Source organism: Paenibacillus sp. sgz302164, assembly GCF_056120505.1.
Genome location: NZ_JBVYOL010000013.1, coordinates 123255 through 139935, shown reverse-complemented (window position 1 = coordinate 139935; position 16681 = coordinate 123255). Strand labels below are relative to the sequence as shown.

The window sequence follows — 16681 nt, the reverse complement described above, 5'->3', positions numbered from 1 at the left end:
CCGGGCAGCAGCGCTCCGGCGGCAGCGCAGCGCGGCTCAGCTTACCGCAACGCGCTGCAGCACAGCGCAGCTCAACGCCGCGCTAGCCGCTCAAATCGGCCGCAGGCGAGTGCGCCCCGAGCCGAACGGATCAGTGCGCCGCCGCTGCGCGGTCCTTGCCTTTGTCCGATTCGCCGGCGTTTTTGTTGGCGGCTTCGCGGTCCTGCTTCATCTCCTCGACGGATTTCACCTTCAGGCGCGCCGCGCCCTCGTAGTCTCTCGTCGGGATCAGATCGCCCGAAGCGAGGCGCCGCTTCGCTTCGGCAATCGCGCTGCCGTACTGCGGCAGCCACTGCTCCTGCGCGACGAGCATTTCGTCGACAAGCTGCCAAATCTCCTTCGGATTGCACACTGCGCCGACGAGCGGGTCCATCATGAACGCCTGGCGCAGCAGTTTGTCGTCGCCGTGCACGGCGGCTTCTACGGCAAGCCGCTGTACGGAGATGCTCGCATTGCATACGGCCGCAGGCCCCAGCGGCAGATCACCGATGCGCGGCATCGAAATTCCGTTGCGGTCCGCGTAGCCCGGAGCTTCGATCACCGCATCGGCCGGCAGGTTGGCGATAACGCCGTCGTTCACCACGTTGAAATGCCCGCGGTACACACGGCCGGTCTCCAGGCCTTCAATGATGTACGAGCCGTGCTCGTGGCTGCGCTTTTCCGGCTTGTACTCCAGGGCCGGATCTTTCATCCAGTTCGGGAAATCGGTCTCGAACCAGTTGCGGCCTTCCGTGCATACGCGCAAATAGCCGCCGGTTTCCCCGTTGATCCAGCTGCCGAGATCGATCCATTCGGCGATTTCCTGCGGCCGCTTGCGGTACCAGGGCACGTATTCGCTCAGGTGCCCGTTGGACTCCGTGCTGTAGTAGCCGAAACGGCGCAGCATATCGATGCGCACTTTTTCGGTGCGGCTGAAATCCGGATGCTTCTCGAAAGCTTCGAGCAGCCTTCCGGTCAAATCTTCGCCGTTATGGCGGATTTGGATGTACCACGTCTGATGGTTAATGCCGGCGCAGATGATATCGACTTCCTCCTGCTTCAGGCCGAACGCCTCGGCAATCTGCCAGTGCCCGCCCTGCACGCCGTGACACAAGCCGATCGTGCGCACGCCGCCGTATTTGTTGCACGCCCAAGTCAGCATCGCCATCGGGTTCGCATAGTTGAGCAGCAGCACGTCCGGCGCAGCCGTCTCGCGAATATCTTTGCAAATGTTCAGCATCTCGGCGATGCCGCGCTGTCCGTACATAATGCCGCCCGCGCACAGCGTATCGCCGACGCATTGGTCGATGCCGTATTTCAGCGGAATGTCCACGTCCGTAGCAAAAGCTTCAAGCCCGCCTACACGAATCGTACATAATACATATTTCGCATCTTTCAAAGCTTCCCTGCGGTCCGTCGTCGCCTGGATTTGAATCGCCAAACCGTTCTCGCGAATATCCCGCTGGCAGAGCTCCGTCACCATCTCCAGGTTGTGCGCATTGATGTCCGTAAAAGCGACTTCCATATTGTGAAATTCAGGCACCGCGAGCAAATCCCGCAGCAAACCACGGGTAAATCCGATACTTCCCGCCCCGATAAAAGCAACTTTAAACGACATCAGACTTCATCCTCTCTTTGTCACATTCGGTTTCTTACACAAAACCAATTGTAGCAAAGCGTCCGCCGGAAGCGTTATCAAATTCCTCACTTTTTACCCCTGCGTCTGTCAAAAATCCTCACTTTGTTCCGGATAATTCATGATGTGCGTATCCATCGACTGCCTGAACTCCAAAGGCGTCCGATTCGTGTACGCTTTGAACAGCATATGAAAATATTGCCGGCTGCCGACCCCGACATAATCGCAAATCTCCGCAATCTGCACGTCGGTTTCGAGCAGCAGCATCTTTGCTTTTTCCATGCGGATCGAGGTCAAATATTCCATCAGCGTCACGCCGGTATTGGTTTTGAAAATGCGCTGCAAATAGCCGGGATGCAGGCTGACGGCCGCAGCGATATCTTTGACCTGAATGTCCCGGTCGTAGTTTTGATGAAGATACTCCATGCTCTGCTTCACATAGACGTCGCTTTGCTGCTGGCCGCTGCGGTACGTTTCCCGCCACAGTCTGGCGATCCGGATCAATAGCTGCGACATAAGCAGGTGCACCATCGTTTCGCTTTTGGCCCCGGGCCTGTCAAGCTCCAGTACGAGGCTTTTGAGCACGTGGTACACGTCGTCGGGATCGCGGAGCACCAGATAAGGCGACTGTACGGTCAAAAATGAAGCCAATACGCCGTCTTCAAGCGCCATTTGCCGAACCGACGGGAATGCGCCCTTACGGTCGGCGAAGCGGAATTCGGCGTTCAGCATCCGGCAGGGCGCGCCTTCGCCCACCAGCAGCCTGTGCGGCACATTGGCATCCAAAATGATGAACTCGCCCTTTTTCAGCCTGACGCTATCGTGCGCCTCCCGTTTCGTTTGAATTTCCACATCGCAGGCGCCGTGGATCGCATACATGATTTCAATCGCATCGTGCCGGTGAAACTGCATATGGAATCCGTTCCATTGTTTAAAATAGTAAGCCATAACCTGCGGATGGCAATCCCGCTCCAGCATCGTGCTCTGAAAAAGGCCGCCGCTCATGGCCGGCTCCGCGCCTGCCGCCACTGCTCCTCGGCGATCCGCTTCAGGAGCAGCGCTTGCTGCCAGCGGTCGGAGATTTCCACTTCCCGTCCCTCAGCGTCGATCCGGGTTATCGCATAATTGCGCGGAGGTCCGAGCTCCGTGACAAAAGGGAGCACATCGCCGGGCATCGCCCGCTTCAGCCACTGCTCCATGCCCTTCCTCCACCAGCGAGCAAAATGGCCGGCCATAGGATGATCGCCATCCGGGCCGATATCGATCTGCACCTGCTCGCCGTTCGACACGCGTGCATGAATGGCCGCCGTTCGCGCCAGCAGCCGGTCAAAAAGCCGCTCCGCCCGCTCGCTGCCGCCGCCGGTCATTTCCCCGGCCACGACGTAATGCGACAGGTCGATCGTCAGCTGCAGCTGCGGAAGTTGTTCCACATACTGAGCCGTGCGGATCAAATCCTGCGTAACCGTGCCGCGGTGCGTCTCGATAAAACCCGGGATGCCGGCGCGCTCGCAGGCTTCCAGCACGCCTTCCAGCAAGCGCTGCGCCTCTTCGCCGACAACGAACGCATCCATCAGCTGGATGTTCATGTACCGCACCCGGCCAAACGCTTTGGCGGCCTGAAGCGGCCCCTCCATATCTTGCGCCTTGAGCGGATAAGCCAGGCCGCTGAAGCTCAGCTTGTACCGGTCGAGGAGCCGGTGCCACTTCGCCGCCTCGGCCTGCGCCGGCACAAAACCGGAAATGCCCGTGAAGCCCGCTTCAGCGATCCGCTCCACCTTTTCTTCCGTCGACCACTCCTTGCCGTCTTGACCCAAACCGGACATCGCCCACCAAGATTGCTCGATGGCCAGCTTCGGCGGTTCATTCGTTCCGTCATTGACCCGATTCCAACCCGTCATGCGCCGCTCCTTTCCACGTTGAAGCCATTTTTTACAACATAAGAATGTTTAAGTTCTTTACAGCGCTAAAGCGCGCAGAACACATTCTTATTGGCGAATAAACCTACCTCTAAACGCGGTCGCTCATCTTCGAAAGACCTCGATAGAGGTTTATCTCATTCATGCTTCTTCATGAATAGCATACTACGCAGCGGGGCTGCGGACAATGCGAGGATAATCGCGCGTTGCGGAGCTGTCACTCCCGTAAACGATCCAATTCGCGGTCCAAAACAGCCAGCATCTCGTCAATGTCCTCCCGGCTCACGATTAACGGCGGCATAAGACGAATCGTCGCAGGCTGCGGCGAATTGACGAGCAGGCCGGCCTGCAAGCAATTTGCGACCAGCTCGGCGCCTTTTGGCTCGGGCAGGTCAAAAGCCGCCAGCAGCCCTTTGCCGCGAATGTTGCGCAGGCCGTGCTTCGCTGCGATTTCGTGCAGCCGCTGCTGCAAATAGTCCCCTTGCTCCTTCGCTTTTCGCGGCAAATTCAGGCGGATCACCTCGCTGAAGACGGCGAGGCCCGCAGCCATCGCCAGCGGCTGTCCGGTGTAAGTCCCGCCCTGATCGCCGGGCTCGAACAAGTTGTAAGCCTCCTTCGTCAGCATCGCCGAAAGCGGGAAGCCGCCCCCGATCCCTTTGCCGAGCGTCATGATGTCGGCTTCGATCCCGTAATGTTCGTACGCGAACATGGTGCCGGTTCGTCCGACTCCCGTTTGAACTTCGTCGAAAATGAGCAAAATCGAGCGTTCGTCGCAAATTTGGCGCAGCTTCCGCACATAATCGGGATGGGCGGCGTGAACGCCCCCTTCACCTTGGACCAGCTCCAGCATAATCGCGCAAGTGTTCGGACCGACGGCCTGCAGGCACGCCTCGATGTCGTTCAGAGGCACGTGCCGGAAGCCCGGCACCTTTGGCGCGAACAGCGGCTCCCAGTAAGCTTTACCGGTTGCGGACATCATAGCCAGCGTACGTCCGTGGAAGCTGTTCGTCGTCGTAACAATCTCAAAAGCCCCTCCCAGCTTCAAGGAGCCGTATTTTCTCGCCAGCTTGACCGCACTTTCGTTCGCTTCCGCCCCGCTGCTGGCAAAAAACACTCTGTCATAGCAGGTGTGATCCGTCAGCAGCTTGGCGAATTCGACCATCGGCCTGTTCAAGTACGCCGGACTCGTATTCACCAGTACGGAGGCTTGCCGGGCGAGCGCTTCCTGCAGTACAGCCGGCGAATGCCCCAGACAGGTCACGGCCCAGCCGCCGACAAAATCCAGATACTTCCTGCCCTCCGTATCCCACAGATACATGCCCTGACCGCGTTCGAACACAATCTCCGGCCGTTTGGCCGTGAACAGAAGCGAAGCTTCCGCTTCTTTTAACAGTTTTGACGTTTCGCTTTGAACTTGGGAATTCATGCCATCACCTCTTCGTAATTTCGTATTATTATACATTTTGTTGTATTTTTATTCAAATCTTTTTTTCGGATGATCTTCTGTCCCGCGACAGCAAAAATCGGCAGCCGATTCCAGGTCCTTGCCTGAGATCGATTGCCGATTCATTTGACTTTTCATTTTGTTGAGTTTATGTTAAAATATTTTCACCAAAAACGGAAATTCATTATATCACATTTTACCGCTTATGTCAATGTAAATTTCCGGAAATAGAACGCCGTTACAGGAGGTTGCTTATGGAAACTTTACCCTGCCAAGGATGCAAAGGGATGTGCTGCGGCCCGGTTCCGGTCACCGAGCAGGAGTTCAAACGCATCAAAAAGCATATCAAATCGATGCCGGCCAAAACCCGCTCCAACCTTGAAAATCAACCGAGATTGTACGGAACGTGCATCTTTTACGATCTGGACCGGGACAAATGCGGAATTTACGCCGCAAGGCCGGAAGTGTGCCGGAAATTCGGCTATTATCGGCACCTGATCTGCTACCGCAAGCCCGAGCTGGCAACTCAGGAAGACAAAGGCTTCAAGGAAAAACCTGTTGGGCTGTTGACCCTGGATTTTCTCTGGAAGCATTTCAAATGATGCTGCAGAACGCCTCCGAAACCGCCGGGCAAGCGGAACGAGGCGTCTTTTTTTGCGCGGGGACGGCGACTTCTCACTTCCATTCGTCCTTTTCCGTGTCATCGGTGAAAGCGTGCTCGATGTTGTCGACGATTTCCTCAACCGCACTGCTGATCATATCCGTAGCGGTCACGTCCTCTTCTCCGGGTTTGGTCGGGATCGTATCCTGGCAGACGTGCTCAAAATAGTTCGGTTCGCTCATGTTCGGAAGCCTCCTCGGTGGAAAATTTTGCTGTCATCCATAATAGTCTCCCACCGACAAGCCTGATTTTATGCATAAAAGGAAGACTGCTTTTCGGAGTAGACGAAGCCACCTTATGGGGATCGATGAAGGTCGCTTTTCGGGATCGGCGATTTTCCGCTTGAATAATCGGTTCATTTGGAGTAATTTAAACCTATATGAACTTATTTTTACACATTTGAACCTAAAGGGAGAGATTTTTTCATGGAAATGGATATTCGCTACGCTTCGCACCCGAGAGAAGTTAAAACTTTTGACACCAGCCGCCTGCGGGAAGAATTTCTCATCAATTCCTTGTTCGCGCCGGATGAAGTGAAGACGGTTTATTCGCACGTGGATCGTTTTATCGTAGGTGGGGTCGTGCCTGTTGAGCGTTCGGTTCAGCTGGAAGCCAACAAAAAGGATATGGCCGCAGACTACTTCCTGGAGCGCCGCGAAATCGGAATTATTAACGTAGGCGGTCGTGGAACCGTTCGCGTCGACGGCACTGCGTATGCAATGGACTCCAAAGACGGCCTTTACATCGGTAAAGGAGCGAAGGAGATCTTTTTCGAAAGCGAGAACGGCGCGGAGCCTGCGAAATTTTACTTCAACTCCACTCCGGCGCATACGACCCATCCGACCGTGAAAATCGCCATCAACGAAGCTTCGCCGAACCATCTCGGCAGCATCACCAACTCCAATGAGCGGACGATCTACCGTTACATCCATACAGGCGGCGTGCAAAGCTGTCAACTCGTTATGGGCATGACGCTGCTCAAGCCGGGCAACATGTGGAATACTATGCCGAGCCACACGCACAACCGCCGCTCCGAAGTGTATTTTTACTTCGATATGCCGGAAGACGGCGTCGTATTCCATCTGATGGGCGAGCCGCAGGAAACGCGCCATGTCGTGATGCGCAACGAGCAAGCCGTCATTTCGCCGAGCTGGTCGATTCACAGCGGCGTAGGTACGAGCAATTATACGTTTATTTGGGGCATGGCCGGCGAAAATCAAATTTTTGAAGACATGGACGCCGTAGCCATGAAAGATTTAAAATAATCGGTACACTCTCTTTCAGAACGGATGAACACCGATGAACCCTTTACGCAGATATGAAATCATCATGGAAATGCTGCTGGCGCAAAAGGAAGTGACCGTCAGCCAACTGAGCGAGCGCCTTGAGGTCACCGGCAAAACGATCCGCGAAGATTTGGCGAAGCTTGAGGAAAAAGGGCTGCTGATCCGCATTCACGGCGGAGCGACGCTGGCGCAAAGCGATCAGCACGGCATTCTTTCCGCCAAGGAACCGCTCGTCAAACACGCCGACGAGAAGGCGGAAATTGCCGAAATCGCCGTCAGGCACATTCAGCACGGCGACATCATCGCCCTGGACGGCGGCAGCACGACGCTGGAAATCGCCAGGCGGCTGGACAACCAGCCTCTGACCGTCGTGACGAATGACCTGTACATTATTTCCGAGCTTGTACGCAAGGACGAAATCAGGCTTGTCGTTCCCGGCGGAACCCGCATCCGCAACGTGCTGGCCGGCTCCGAAGCGGCTGAATACGTCAGCAAGCTGAACATTCAGAAGTCGTTTATATCCGCTACCGGCGTTCATTTGCAGTACGGTTTTACCATTTATACGAGCGAACTGGTCGATTACAAAAAGGCGCTGATCAACTCCAGCCATACGGTCTACAGCGTCGTCGACCATTTCAAATTCGGGCAGTGCGCGCTGCGTACGTTCGCGGAGCTGTCGGACGTCTCGATGATTTTGACGGACAGCAAGCTTCCTGCCGATACGGCGGAACAATTCCGCAGCGCCGGAATGAAATTGGAATATCAATAAGCAGAAGCTTGGGGGAAATCGGATATGAAGCTTTTTGATTTAACGGGCAAAACTGCGGTCGTTACAGGCGCCTCGGGCGGTCTCGGGCAAGCAATGGCGATCGGTCTGGCCGAGGCGGGAGCGCGCATCGTAGCGGTCTCTTCGTCCGAAAGCGTGCAGACGGTAGCGGCCATTCGCGCATTAGGCGGCCAGGCCGAGCTGATCGCAGCGGATTTGAGCAACGAAGAAGTGCTGGAAGACGTCGTGAACCGCGCAGTCGGCTTTTGGGGCGGCATTGACATTCTCGTCAACAACGCCGGCATTATCCGCCGCAAGCCGGCTGCCGAGCACAGCCGTCAAGATTGGCACGACGTTATCGACCTGAACTTGAATTCGGCGTTCTTCCTCTGCCAACTGGCAGGCCGTCATATGCTGGAGCGCGGCAGCGGCAAAATCATCAACATCGCCTCGATGCTTACGTATCAGGGCGGCATTAACGTACCGGGCTACACCGCGAGCAAGCATGCGATTGCCGGTATTACCAAAGCGCTGGCCAACGAATGGGCCGGCAAAGGCATTCAAATCAACGCCATCGCGCCGGGTTACATGACGACCAACAATACCGCGCCGATTTTGCAGGACGAGAAACGCACGCAATCGATCACCGAGCGGATTCCGGCCGGACGCTGGGGCGCGCCGGACGATTTGAAAGGTCCGGTCGTATTTTTGTCTTCTTCGGCTTCCGACTATATGAACGGCCACGTCTTGTGCGTGGACGGCGGATGGATGGCGAGATAGATGGGCATCGGAACTCTTGCGCATTCGGTCGGGAATTTGCCGCTGCAACAACTGACGGCCAAGCTCCAAGGACGCGGGATTGACTTCGTTCAGCTCGCGCTGTCCAAAGCTATCGGCGATATCGATACGAGCCTCGGCAAGCTGAGCCCGGCGCTGGCGAACTATGTGGGCGAGCATTTCGAACGGGCGGGAATCCGCATCGGGGTGCTCGGCTGCTACATCAATCCGGTCCACCCGGACGCCGCCCAGCGCCGCCTCGAAATCGAAAGATTCAAGGAGCACATCCGCTATGCCCGCGATTTCGGCACATCGATTATCGCGACGGAAACCGGCGACCTGCGCACTTATGCGGATCAAGACCCCGAGAGATTCGAGGAGATCGGGTGGTCGGTTTTGCGGCAAACAGTCGAGGAACTGGCGGAAGAAGCAGAAAAACGCGGCGTGTTCATCGGCCTAGAGCCCGTGTTCACGCATACGCTTTCCAGCACGGACAAGATGAGCCGCATCCTTGAGGAAGTGCCTTCGGGCAACATCGGCGTCGTCTTTGACCCGGTCAATCTGCTCCCTCCCGATGCGATCGATTCGCAGGACGCTTTTTTGGACTATGCTTTTGAGCGTTTTGGCAGCCGCATCGTGCTGGCGCATTTGAAAGACGTCCTTGTTCAGGAGGACGGCAAGCTCCGCCAGGTACGCTCGGGAGCCGGTATTTTCCGAACGGCCTCGTTTCTTGAAAAACTGCACCGGCACAAGCCGTTTATCGACATTTCGCTGGAACAGCTGACGGATGAAACGGTGGATGAAACGGTTCAATATGTACGGGGCTTGATGAAACAAGGATAAACGACTCCGTCGTCCTTCTGGGACGAACGCGTTTATCAAGGTAGATGCGAAGCAAAAGTATAAAACATATACTTTCTTATCTACTGAAAAAAGAACCATCCCTGCGGCGGTTGCCCGCTTTCGGGGTGGTTCTTTTTTTTGTCGGTGGAACCCCGGTTTGGGGGCCGCTCTTTTCGCACCGCAGGCAGCTCCAAGCGCGCGGTGCGGAAATCGCATGGCGGCGGTCAACCTTTCAGCGCTTGGTCGATGCCGAACGGCTGGCCGCTCCACGCTTTGCGCGACGTCCACGCCTCGGAAGGCGCGCTCCAGAACGGATCAGCCGCCGGCAGGCCCAGCGGCACAAACACGGTCGTGCACAAATACAGGCTGCCCGTAGAAATATACGGCTCCCCGACTTCCGGCTGATTTCCGCAAAAGCCGATCGTCAGCCAGCCGTTCGCGTCAAAGTTGCCGGGCACCTCCAGCGTCCGCCGAATGACAGCCGTCAACGCGCTGCGCACTTGCCCCGGCTTCAAATGAGCCGGCAAACGGTGCTGAAGCGCCATTTGCGCCAAATGCTGAAAAGCGCCGAACCGGTACGCCAAGGACCGCCCGATCGGCGGATACGTGCCGTCCGGCGCAATCAGCCTCTCCTGCACGTCCGCGTACCGGATGCATCTTTGCTCGTGCAATTGCTTGATGGCAGGCCAATCCCGGCCTTGGTCCGCACACACGTCGAGAATATCCATCATCATAGGCTGAATAACAAAGCTATTGTAATAGTCAAAATGAAAATCGGGGCCGTCTCCATAAGCGCCATCCCCTTTGTACCACTGTTCATGCTGCCTGAGCGCATAATCGATCCGCATCGCATCCCAGTCCGCACCCAGCCGGTACAAAGCCGCCTCGATCATGGCGCTGAACAGCAGCCAGTTGCAAATATACGGTTGAATGCGGCGCGTCTGCTTAAGCGCCTCAATCACGTTGCCCCGCACCCGCGAATCGAGCTTATCCGCCAGCTCGCGAGGCGCGCGAAGCAAAGCGTGCGCCAAAAAAGCGGCATCCACCAAAGGCTGGTCCCCATGCGCAAAATTCATGTAATCCGCCGAGCCGGGGTCGGTTCCCGCATCGATGGCCTGCCTCGCCTCCGCTGCATATGCATCGCGAAGCCCAGCTTCCTCACCGCCCGCTTCCGTGCCTTCAAGCCAAGGCGCCAAACCGCTAAGCGTCCGCCCAAACGCTTCCAAATACGTATAGCGCGAGCGGTCGCCCGTTTGCGCCTGAACCGGCATCAGCTCCTTCAACTGCTGCTTGCTCAGCGCCTTCAAAACCGGGTCCGCGATCATGCGCAGCGTGTCCAGCCAATATTTACGTTCCTCATTGTATCCGTATGACGTCTGTCCCATATTCACCCATCCCATGTTCAACTATGTGCATATCCTACTAAACAAGTATATTACGCTTGGTTGAAACGTTTCAATGGGAAAATAAAAACTGCAAACGCAGTGGCTGGCGTTCTCTGATAATGCAGTTCACCGCTACGTGCATCCGCTTAATCATGGCTCATTTACCTTCTTTCACAAAGCGCTCAATTCGATCTTTTATGGAATCACGAACTTCGCGGAATTGGGATATGATTTCTTCTTCGGTTCCGGTCGCTTTCGCCGGGTCATCAAAGCCCCAGTGCCATCTTTCCGCTTTATCGTTATGGATTACCGGGCAATTATCGTTCGCGTGACCACAGAGCGTGATAATGTAGTCCGCTTCTCTGAGGATCTCGGGGTCAATCACGTCAGACGTATGCCCCGAAATATCAATGTCGGCTTCCTTCATCACTTGAACTGCTCGGGGGTTTAGCCCATGCGCCTCCAGTCCCGCACTTTTGACTTCATATTGGTCGCTGCCGATCGACTTCAAAAAACCGTCAGCGATTTGGCTTCTGCACGAATTCCCTGTACAAAGAAAATACACGAGCTTTTTATCCAATTCATCCATCCCCTTATTCATGTAATGTTTTATAGATCATGGAAGCGGCTATTGCCCCAAGAACGGGAGCTGCCACATACAACCATAGATGTTCGGTTGCGCCGGACACAAAAGCCGGTCCCAGTGACCGTGCAGGGTTCATCGAGGCTCCGCTGATCGGACCTGCAAACATTGCCATCAGCCCGACCGTAGCGCCAATCGATATGCCGGCAAAGCTTTTTACCGCTTTACCGTGTACGGCAGACCCCAAGATGACGATCATCAGCACAAACGTCAAAATAAACTCTAAAACAAAAGACTGTGTCTCGCTTGAAATGGGGAGGGTAGCCCCTAAATGAGCAACATTCCCAAACAAGAGGAACAGGGTATAACTCGCCGCGACCGCTGCAAGGAGTTGAGTGACGACATAGTACAAGCCATCCCTGGCGGAAATTTCCCCTCGCGCCCAAAACCCGATGGTGACCGCAGGATTAAAATGGGCTCCTGAGATATGACCAAACGTATAGATCAGAGCCGTGACCACAAGTCCGAAGGTGAGGGCAACTCCGACATGAGTGATACTATTGGTGATCTCGTCAATCACCATGGCTCCGGGTCCGGCAAAGACCAAAAAATAAGTGCCGATAAACTCAGCAATTAGTTTCTTTTTCATGGGTCACTCCGCAGCAGTTATTGCCTTCTCGAGCTGGTTTGAACATGCAGCACAGCTCCTCCGAGAGGATATGGCTTACTTCCTGTTGATTAATTTCGTAATAGCTCCACGTACCACGCGTCTCACGCGTAATAAAGCCGGCATCCAGCAGAATCTTCAAGTGATACGATAGCTTGGATTGGGACATGTCGAAAATATCCGTGAGATCGCAAACGCAGGTGTTTCCGCGCTGCGTCAGCTCGTACATGATGTGAAGTCGCTTTTCATCGGCAAGCGCTTTGAATTTGGCTTCGTAGTCTTTGAACGAAACTTCTTTCATGGAGTCACCACCTCTTTGCACTAAATCAACTTTTTTTGATTTATTCTACAGACTGAATGTAACACCACTTTCTTACCCAGTCAATCATTAAATCAAAAAAAGTTGATTATTACGTTAAACTGCCAGTTAGCTTAGCGACGCTATCCGTATTTTAAATAACTTTATTATCAGAGAACAGCTGGTAAAACAACCGCTGCACGCAAAAAACTGCGAAAGTGCAGGCTTTTCCGGTGGAAACAGCCCGTTTGGACGAAAAGCCTGCGATTGTGCAGGAATTTTCGGCTAAGATGAGGCTGAGCGCCTAATTCAGCAAAAATGCCTGCACATTTGCAGGCATTTTCCAAAGCCAGGTCATCGGGGAGCGAAAAGATGTACTTTTACAGGTTTTTTGCGCAATGCCGGCGATTGGTGTGGGAATTCGAAGTTTGTTTTGCTAAAAAGGTATACTGGAAGGCTGATTTGTCAAAGTTATTCGCCCAAGGACGGCGATTTGGCACGAATGGTTCGCAATGTTGTCCGTGATCATCCCAAGATCCGCATTTACTGCGGTGAACTGGACGCCGAGCTCGCGGATGGACTCATAGGCGTCTCGAATGACTGCGAGCACCTCTTCCGCATCCTCAATGCCAGCAAGCCGATACGTATCGCTCACTGCTGTCACCTTCCTTTTTTCGAAAATCGGTTTACCGGCTTCGGCAGCTGAAAATGATCCCGCAGCGTGGTTCCCTCGTACTCCGTGCGAAACAGCCCTCTTTCCTGCAAAATCGGAACGACATGATCGACAAAATCGTCCAGCCCGTCCGGCAGCAGAGGGGTCATCAGCATGAAGCCGTCCGCAGCCCGCTCGTTAAACCATGTTTCCAGCCGGTCGGCAATTTTCTCCGGAGTCCCGATAAAATGGTCGTCGCTGTACGAGCCCGTAAGCAAGGAGTACAGCTGCCGCAATGTCGGGTTCTCCTTGGCAATAATGTCCTGAAACCGTCTGAACTCAAAGCGCACCCGTTCCAGCTTGTGCAAACCGATGTCCCTGGAGCGGGTGTCCAGGTTGTACCCGGACAAATCGAAATCGCCCAAATAATCCGTCAAAAAGCGGATGCCCGCCTCTTCCGTAATCAAGGAATCGAGGTACGCGAATTTTTCCTTGGCGATCTGTTCCGTCTCCCCGATTACCGGAGAGATGCCCTGCAAAATGTAAATATCGTCCGGATTGCGCCCGAGATCGGCCGCTTTCTTTTTAAAAGACCGATAAAAAGCTTGCGAGTCTTCGAAATTGTTTTTGTGCGAAAACACGACTTCGGCTGCCCGGGCGGCAAACTGCTGGCCCGCTTCCGAAGATCCCGCCTGCACGAGCACAGGATGCCCCTGCCGCGAACGGGCGATGTTAAGCGGCCCCTGCACCGAAAAAAACTCGCCGCGATGATCGATCCGGTGCAGCTTCTCCGCAGCGAAAAACGTCCCTTCCGCCTGGTCCCGCACAAAAGCGTCGTCTTCCCACGAATCCCAGAGCCCTCTCACCACCTCGATAAATTCCTCCGCCCGCTTGTAACGGAAGTCGTGCTCATAATGCTCTTCCCTGCTGAAGTTGCGCGCCGTATTCCCCGACAAATCCCTCGTGGTAACGATGTTCCACCCCGCTCTGCCCTTGCTGATATGATCGACCGACATGAACATGCGGGCCAGATTAAACGGCTCCACGTAGGATGTCGAAGCCGTGGCGACGACGCCGATATGGGAAGTGGCCGACGCCAACGCGGTAATGAGGGTAATCGGTTCGAACCGGTTCAAAATGTTCGGATGCGATTGTTCGTTAATGGCCAAACTGTCGGCGATAAAAGCGATATCGAACTTGCCCCGCTCCGCAGTCCGGGCCAATCGCTTGTAATAATCGATGTCGATGCTTGCGCCGGGCTGCGCGGAGGGATGCCTCCATGAAGCCACATGCATGCCTGTGCCAACCAGATAGGCCGACAACTTGATTTGTCTCGTACCCGCCATGCCCGTCACCCGCCTCCCCGGCTAAAATGCAGGTACGACGGCGACTCCGTACTTGTCTTGAATGAATTTTTTTACGTCCGGCGCCGTCAGCGCTTCGCCCAGCTTTTTGATCTCCGGGCGATTCTCGTCGCCTTGACGAACTACGATGACGTTGGCGTAAGGCGAGTTCGCGTCTTCCCGGAACAGCGCCGAGTTCGGGTCGATTTTTGCTTCCAGCACGAGGTTTGTGTTGATGATAGCACCGTCCACATCAGGCAAAATGCGGGGCAGCTGCGCGGAATCGACCTCGGAAAATTTCAGCTTTTTCGGATTGTCGGCGATATCTTTCGGCGTGGCGGAATAAGTCGTGAGGCCGTCTTTCAGCTTGATCAAGCCTTTGACCTGCAGCAGCACCAGCGCGCGGTACTCGTTGGAAGGATTGTTCGGAATCGCAACCGTAGCGCCCTCTTTCAGCTCATCGAGCGATTTCAGCTTGTTCGAGTAAAAGCCGATCGGTTCGACGTGCACTTTCGTCGTAACGGTGAATTTGTAGCCCTTCTCTTTGGAGATCGACTCCAGGTAAGGAACATGCTGAAAATAGTTGGCATCGATTTGCTTTTCCGCCAGCGACGGGTTGAGCTGCCCTTCATCGTCAAGCACTTTGACGACCAGATCGACGCCCTGCTCCTTCAGCTTCGGTTTGACGAAATTCAAAATTTCCGCATGAGGCACAGCGGCCGCACCGATCGTCAACTTGACTTCGGCCTTCGGCTGAGCCGTTGCCGCCGGGGCAGCGGTCGCAGCAGTCGCCGCCGTTGTCGCCGCCGCAGCTTGAGGGCTCGCCGGAGCCGCGCCTGGATTCGCCGCGCCGCAGCCGGCAGCGACCCCCATAATCATAGATATCAACGCTGCGGATACTAGTTTCCGATGCTTCATTTCGCTCACTCCTGCTCCAAATTTAATAAAATTACTCGAATTTGTATCTTTTGCGGTTGATCGATTTCGCTATGTAATCCCCTATCCATTGGATCGCCTGCACCAAAACGACGAGCAGCAAAACGGTCAAAAACAATATATCCTCGCGAAACCGCATATAGCCGAAGCGGATCGCAAGACTGCCCAGTCCTCCCGAGCCTATGGCGCCGGCCACTGCGGTAAAGCCCGTGATCGTAATGACCGCCAGCGTCACCCCGCGCACAAGCGCAGGCAGCGATTCGGGGATCAGCACCCGGGTAACGATAAAATAAGGAGTCGCGCCGACGGCTTGCGCCGCCTCGATTTTACCGAACCCGACTTCCTTGATCGCATTTTCGATAATCCTTGCCAAAAACGGCGCCGAACCGATGGACAAAGGCACGATCGCCGCCGTCGCTCCAAGGGAAGTGCCAATTATAAACCGGGATAAGGGCAGCAGCACGACGATCAAAATAATGGAAGGAAACGAACGGACGATATTCACGGCCGTGCTCAGCACTTTGTGAAATCGGGGGTACGGGATCAGGTTCCCTTTTTCCGTGACGACCAAAATAATACCGAGCGGAAGCCCGAGCAGCAGCGCAAACAACGTCGACAAAGCGACCATGTACACCGTCTCGCCGAGTCCTTGAAGCAGCAAACCGGCCAAATCGTCGCTCATCGGGCTGCACCCGCTTTCGGCGCCGCGTCTCTTCTTACCTGATAGCTGTCGATGATGCGGATAAAGCTGCGCGATGTCTCGCTCTCCGGCTGGAAAAAAATTGTATCGACGGTGCCAGTTTCGACGATCCGGCCTTGCTCGATGACGGCCATATGCCGGCAAATGTGGCGCAGGACGTCCAGCTCATGGGTGATCAGGACGATCGTCAGATTCAGCTTGCGGTTGATTTCACGCAGCAGCTCCAGAATCGCATGAGTCGTCAGCGGATCGAGTGCGGAAGTCGCCTCGTCGCAGAGCAGCACATCCGGTTCATTGGCAAGCGCCCGGGCGATGCCGACCCGCTGCTTTTGCCCTCCGCTGAGCTGCTCCGGATACGCATTCGCTTTATCGCCGAGCCGGACGAGCTCGAGCATTTCTTCCACCCGCGGTCTAATCCGGTTTCGCGGAACGCCGGCCGCTTCCAGCGGGAATGCTACGTTTTGGAACACGGTTCTGGCATCCAGCAGGTTGAACTGTTGAAAAATCATGCCGATTTTCCTTCGCGCCTCGCGAAGCTCCTTTTTGTTCAAATCGGTAATCGTTTTGCCGCCGATGCGGATGATTCCGGCGTCGGGCTCCTCCAGACGGTTCAGGCAGCGAATCAGCGTCGATTTGCCCGCGCCGCTGAAGCCGATAATGCCGAAAATATCGCCTTTGTCGATGTGCAAATGAATGTCGTCCAAAGCTTTCGTCTGCGTATTTGCCGTGCGGTACGTCTTGCTCAAACCGCTGATCGTGATCATCTGCGG

Annotated in this window: 19 protein-coding genes; 5 read left to right on the top strand and 14 right to left on the bottom strand. The window is 55.1% G+C overall.

Annotated features, from left to right (window positions below):
- Window positions 1–130 precede the first annotated feature (130 nt).
- From melA to AC0LWT_RS21740, 4 genes are all read right to left on the bottom strand, one after another.
- Window positions 131–1636, bottom strand: a complete 1506-nt coding sequence (gene melA, locus AC0LWT_RS21755; RefSeq protein ID WP_474683368.1) for an alpha-glucosidase/alpha-galactosidase — start codon at window positions 1634–1636, stop codon at window positions 131–133.
- A gap of 108 nt (window positions 1637–1744) precedes the next feature.
- The gene (locus AC0LWT_RS21750) at window positions 1745–2659 is read right to left on the bottom strand and encodes an AraC family transcriptional regulator (protein ID WP_474683367.1); all 915 of its coding nucleotides are present in this window, start codon (window positions 2657–2659) and stop codon (window positions 1745–1747) included.
- Entirely contained in the window at window positions 2656–3552 is an 897-nt protein-coding gene (locus AC0LWT_RS21745) for a sugar phosphate isomerase/epimerase family protein (protein ID WP_474683366.1), read from the bottom strand. Before AC0LWT_RS21745 ends, AC0LWT_RS21750 begins: the two co-directional genes overlap by 4 nt.
- Before the next feature lie 235 nt (window positions 3553–3787).
- A complete protein-coding gene (locus tag AC0LWT_RS21740; RefSeq protein WP_474683365.1) occupies window positions 3788–4996 on the bottom strand; it encodes an aspartate aminotransferase family protein in 1209 nt (402 codons plus the stop codon).
- Between the two features lie 272 nt (window positions 4997–5268).
- Here AC0LWT_RS21740 and AC0LWT_RS21735 point away from each other — a divergent pair, with 272 nt between their 5' ends.
- A complete protein-coding gene (locus AC0LWT_RS21735; protein ID WP_474683364.1) occupies window positions 5269–5616 on the top strand; it encodes a YkgJ family cysteine cluster protein in 348 nt (115 codons plus the stop codon).
- Window positions 5617–5689: 73 nt separating this feature from the next.
- Here AC0LWT_RS21735 and AC0LWT_RS21730 read toward each other — a convergent pair whose 3' ends face one another.
- On the bottom strand, window positions 5690–5857 hold the full coding sequence (locus tag AC0LWT_RS21730; protein WP_474683363.1) for a hypothetical protein: 168 nt from the start codon (window positions 5855–5857) through the stop codon (window positions 5690–5692).
- A 249-nt stretch (window positions 5858–6106) separates the two neighbouring features.
- On the opposite strand from AC0LWT_RS21730, the gene kduI reads away from it, so the two are divergent.
- The 4 genes from kduI to AC0LWT_RS21710 are packed head-to-tail and all read left to right on the top strand — an operon-like array spanning window position 6107 to window position 9347.
- Complete coding sequence (kduI, locus tag AC0LWT_RS21725; protein WP_474683462.1) at window positions 6107–6940, top strand: 5-dehydro-4-deoxy-D-glucuronate isomerase; 834 nt, start codon at window positions 6107–6109, stop codon at window positions 6938–6940.
- A gap of 34 nt (window positions 6941–6974) precedes the next feature.
- Entirely contained in the window at window positions 6975–7730 is a 756-nt protein-coding gene (locus AC0LWT_RS21720; protein WP_474683362.1) for a DeoR/GlpR family DNA-binding transcription regulator, read from the top strand.
- Between the two features lie 24 nt (window positions 7731–7754).
- A complete protein-coding gene (kduD, locus tag AC0LWT_RS21715) occupies window positions 7755–8507 on the top strand; it encodes a 2-dehydro-3-deoxy-D-gluconate 5-dehydrogenase KduD (RefSeq protein ID WP_474683361.1) in 753 nt (250 codons plus the stop codon).
- Window positions 8508–9347, top strand: a complete 840-nt coding sequence (locus tag AC0LWT_RS21710; protein WP_474683360.1) for a sugar phosphate isomerase/epimerase family protein — start codon at window positions 8508–8510, stop codon at window positions 9345–9347.
- Window positions 9348–9571: 224 nt separating this feature from the next.
- Here AC0LWT_RS21710 and AC0LWT_RS21705 read toward each other — a convergent pair whose 3' ends face one another.
- The 9 genes from AC0LWT_RS21705 to AC0LWT_RS21665 all read right to left on the bottom strand — a co-directional run bounded on the left by AC0LWT_RS21705 (window position 9572) and on the right by AC0LWT_RS21665 (window position 16675).
- Window positions 9572–10732 (bottom strand): DUF2264 domain-containing protein, encoded by a 1161-nt coding sequence (locus AC0LWT_RS21705; RefSeq protein ID WP_474683359.1) that lies wholly within the window; start codon window positions 10730–10732, stop codon window positions 9572–9574.
- Window positions 10733–10889: 157 nt separating this feature from the next.
- Window positions 10890–11312 carry an arsenate reductase (thioredoxin) gene (gene arsC, locus AC0LWT_RS21700; RefSeq protein ID WP_474683358.1) on the bottom strand — a complete coding sequence of 141 codons (423 nt, stop codon included), beginning with the start codon at window positions 11310–11312 and terminating at the stop codon, window positions 10890–10892.
- Window positions 11313–11325: 13 nt separating this feature from the next.
- Window positions 11326–11964: an MIP/aquaporin family protein gene (locus tag AC0LWT_RS21695; protein WP_474683357.1), complete on the bottom strand. Its 639-nt coding sequence runs from the start codon at window positions 11962–11964 to the stop codon at window positions 11326–11328.
- The gene (locus tag AC0LWT_RS21690; protein WP_474683356.1) at window positions 11942–12283 is read right to left on the bottom strand and encodes an ArsR/SmtB family transcription factor; all 342 of its coding nucleotides are present in this window, start codon (window positions 12281–12283) and stop codon (window positions 11942–11944) included. The genes AC0LWT_RS21695 and AC0LWT_RS21690 overlap by 23 nt, the downstream gene beginning before the upstream one ends.
- A 433-nt stretch (window positions 12284–12716) precedes the next feature.
- Window positions 12717–12935 (bottom strand): hypothetical protein, encoded by a 219-nt coding sequence (locus AC0LWT_RS21685; RefSeq protein WP_474683355.1) that lies wholly within the window; start codon window positions 12933–12935, stop codon window positions 12717–12719.
- Between the two features lie 5 nt (window positions 12936–12940).
- The gene (locus AC0LWT_RS21680) at window positions 12941–14278 is read right to left on the bottom strand and encodes an LLM class flavin-dependent oxidoreductase (RefSeq protein WP_474683354.1); all 1338 of its coding nucleotides are present in this window, start codon (window positions 14276–14278) and stop codon (window positions 12941–12943) included.
- Window positions 14279–14299: 21 nt separating this feature from the next.
- Entirely contained in the window at window positions 14300–15193 is an 894-nt protein-coding gene (locus AC0LWT_RS21675) for a MetQ/NlpA family ABC transporter substrate-binding protein (RefSeq protein ID WP_474683353.1), read from the bottom strand.
- 31 nt (window positions 15194–15224) lie between these two features.
- Window positions 15225–15893 carry a methionine ABC transporter permease gene (locus AC0LWT_RS21670; protein WP_474683352.1) on the bottom strand — a complete coding sequence of 223 codons (669 nt, stop codon included), beginning with the start codon at window positions 15891–15893 and terminating at the stop codon, window positions 15225–15227.
- Window positions 15890–16675 carry a methionine ABC transporter ATP-binding protein gene (locus tag AC0LWT_RS21665; protein WP_474683351.1) on the bottom strand — a complete coding sequence of 262 codons (786 nt, stop codon included), beginning with the start codon at window positions 16673–16675 and terminating at the stop codon, window positions 15890–15892. The genes AC0LWT_RS21670 and AC0LWT_RS21665 overlap by 4 nt, the downstream gene beginning before the upstream one ends.
- Between the last annotated feature and the right edge of the window lie 6 nt (window positions 16676–16681).

What these genes read in the sequence shown, in the direction of transcription:
- melA (WP_474683368.1), bottom strand. Translation starts at nt 1,636, where the DNA reads ATGTCGTTTAAAGTTGCTTTTATCGGGGCGGGAAGTATCGGATTTACC.
- AC0LWT_RS21750 (WP_474683367.1), bottom strand. Translation starts at nt 2,659, where the DNA reads ATGAGCGGCGGCCTTTTTCAGAGCACGATGCTGGAGCGGGATTGCCAT.
- AC0LWT_RS21745 (WP_474683366.1), bottom strand. Translation starts at nt 3,552, where the DNA reads ATGACGGGTTGGAATCGGGTCAATGACGGAACGAATGAACCGCCGAAG.
- AC0LWT_RS21740 (WP_474683365.1), bottom strand. Translation starts at nt 4,996, where the DNA reads ATGAATTCCCAAGTTCAAAGCGAAACGTCAAAACTGTTAAAAGAAGCG.
- AC0LWT_RS21735 (WP_474683364.1), top strand. Translation starts at nt 5,269, where the DNA reads ATGGAAACTTTACCCTGCCAAGGATGCAAAGGGATGTGCTGCGGCCCG.
- AC0LWT_RS21730 (WP_474683363.1), bottom strand. Translation starts at nt 5,857, where the DNA reads ATGAGCGAACCGAACTATTTTGAGCACGTCTGCCAGGATACGATCCCG.
- kduI (WP_474683462.1), top strand. Translation starts at nt 6,107, where the DNA reads ATGGATATTCGCTACGCTTCGCACCCGAGAGAAGTTAAAACTTTTGAC.
- AC0LWT_RS21720 (WP_474683362.1), top strand. Translation starts at nt 6,975, where the DNA reads ATGAACCCTTTACGCAGATATGAAATCATCATGGAAATGCTGCTGGCG.
- kduD (WP_474683361.1), top strand. Translation starts at nt 7,755, where the DNA reads ATGAAGCTTTTTGATTTAACGGGCAAAACTGCGGTCGTTACAGGCGCC.
- AC0LWT_RS21710 (WP_474683360.1), top strand. Translation starts at nt 8,508, where the DNA reads ATGGGCATCGGAACTCTTGCGCATTCGGTCGGGAATTTGCCGCTGCAA.
- AC0LWT_RS21705 (WP_474683359.1), bottom strand. Translation starts at nt 10,732, where the DNA reads ATGGGACAGACGTCATACGGATACAATGAGGAACGTAAATATTGGCTG.
- AC0LWT_RS21695 (WP_474683357.1), bottom strand. Translation starts at nt 11,964, where the DNA reads ATGAAAAAGAAACTAATTGCTGAGTTTATCGGCACTTATTTTTTGGTC.
- AC0LWT_RS21690 (WP_474683356.1), bottom strand. Translation starts at nt 12,283, where the DNA reads ATGAAAGAAGTTTCGTTCAAAGACTACGAAGCCAAATTCAAAGCGCTT.
- AC0LWT_RS21680 (WP_474683354.1), bottom strand. Translation starts at nt 14,278, where the DNA reads ATGGCGGGTACGAGACAAATCAAGTTGTCGGCCTATCTGGTTGGCACA.
- AC0LWT_RS21675 (WP_474683353.1), bottom strand. Translation starts at nt 15,193, where the DNA reads ATGAAGCATCGGAAACTAGTATCCGCAGCGTTGATATCTATGATTATG.
- AC0LWT_RS21670 (WP_474683352.1), bottom strand. Translation starts at nt 15,893, where the DNA reads ATGAGCGACGATTTGGCCGGTTTGCTGCTTCAAGGACTCGGCGAGACG.
- AC0LWT_RS21665 (WP_474683351.1), bottom strand. Translation starts at nt 16,675, where the DNA reads ATGATCACGATCAGCGGTTTGAGCAAGACGTACCGCACGGCAAATACG.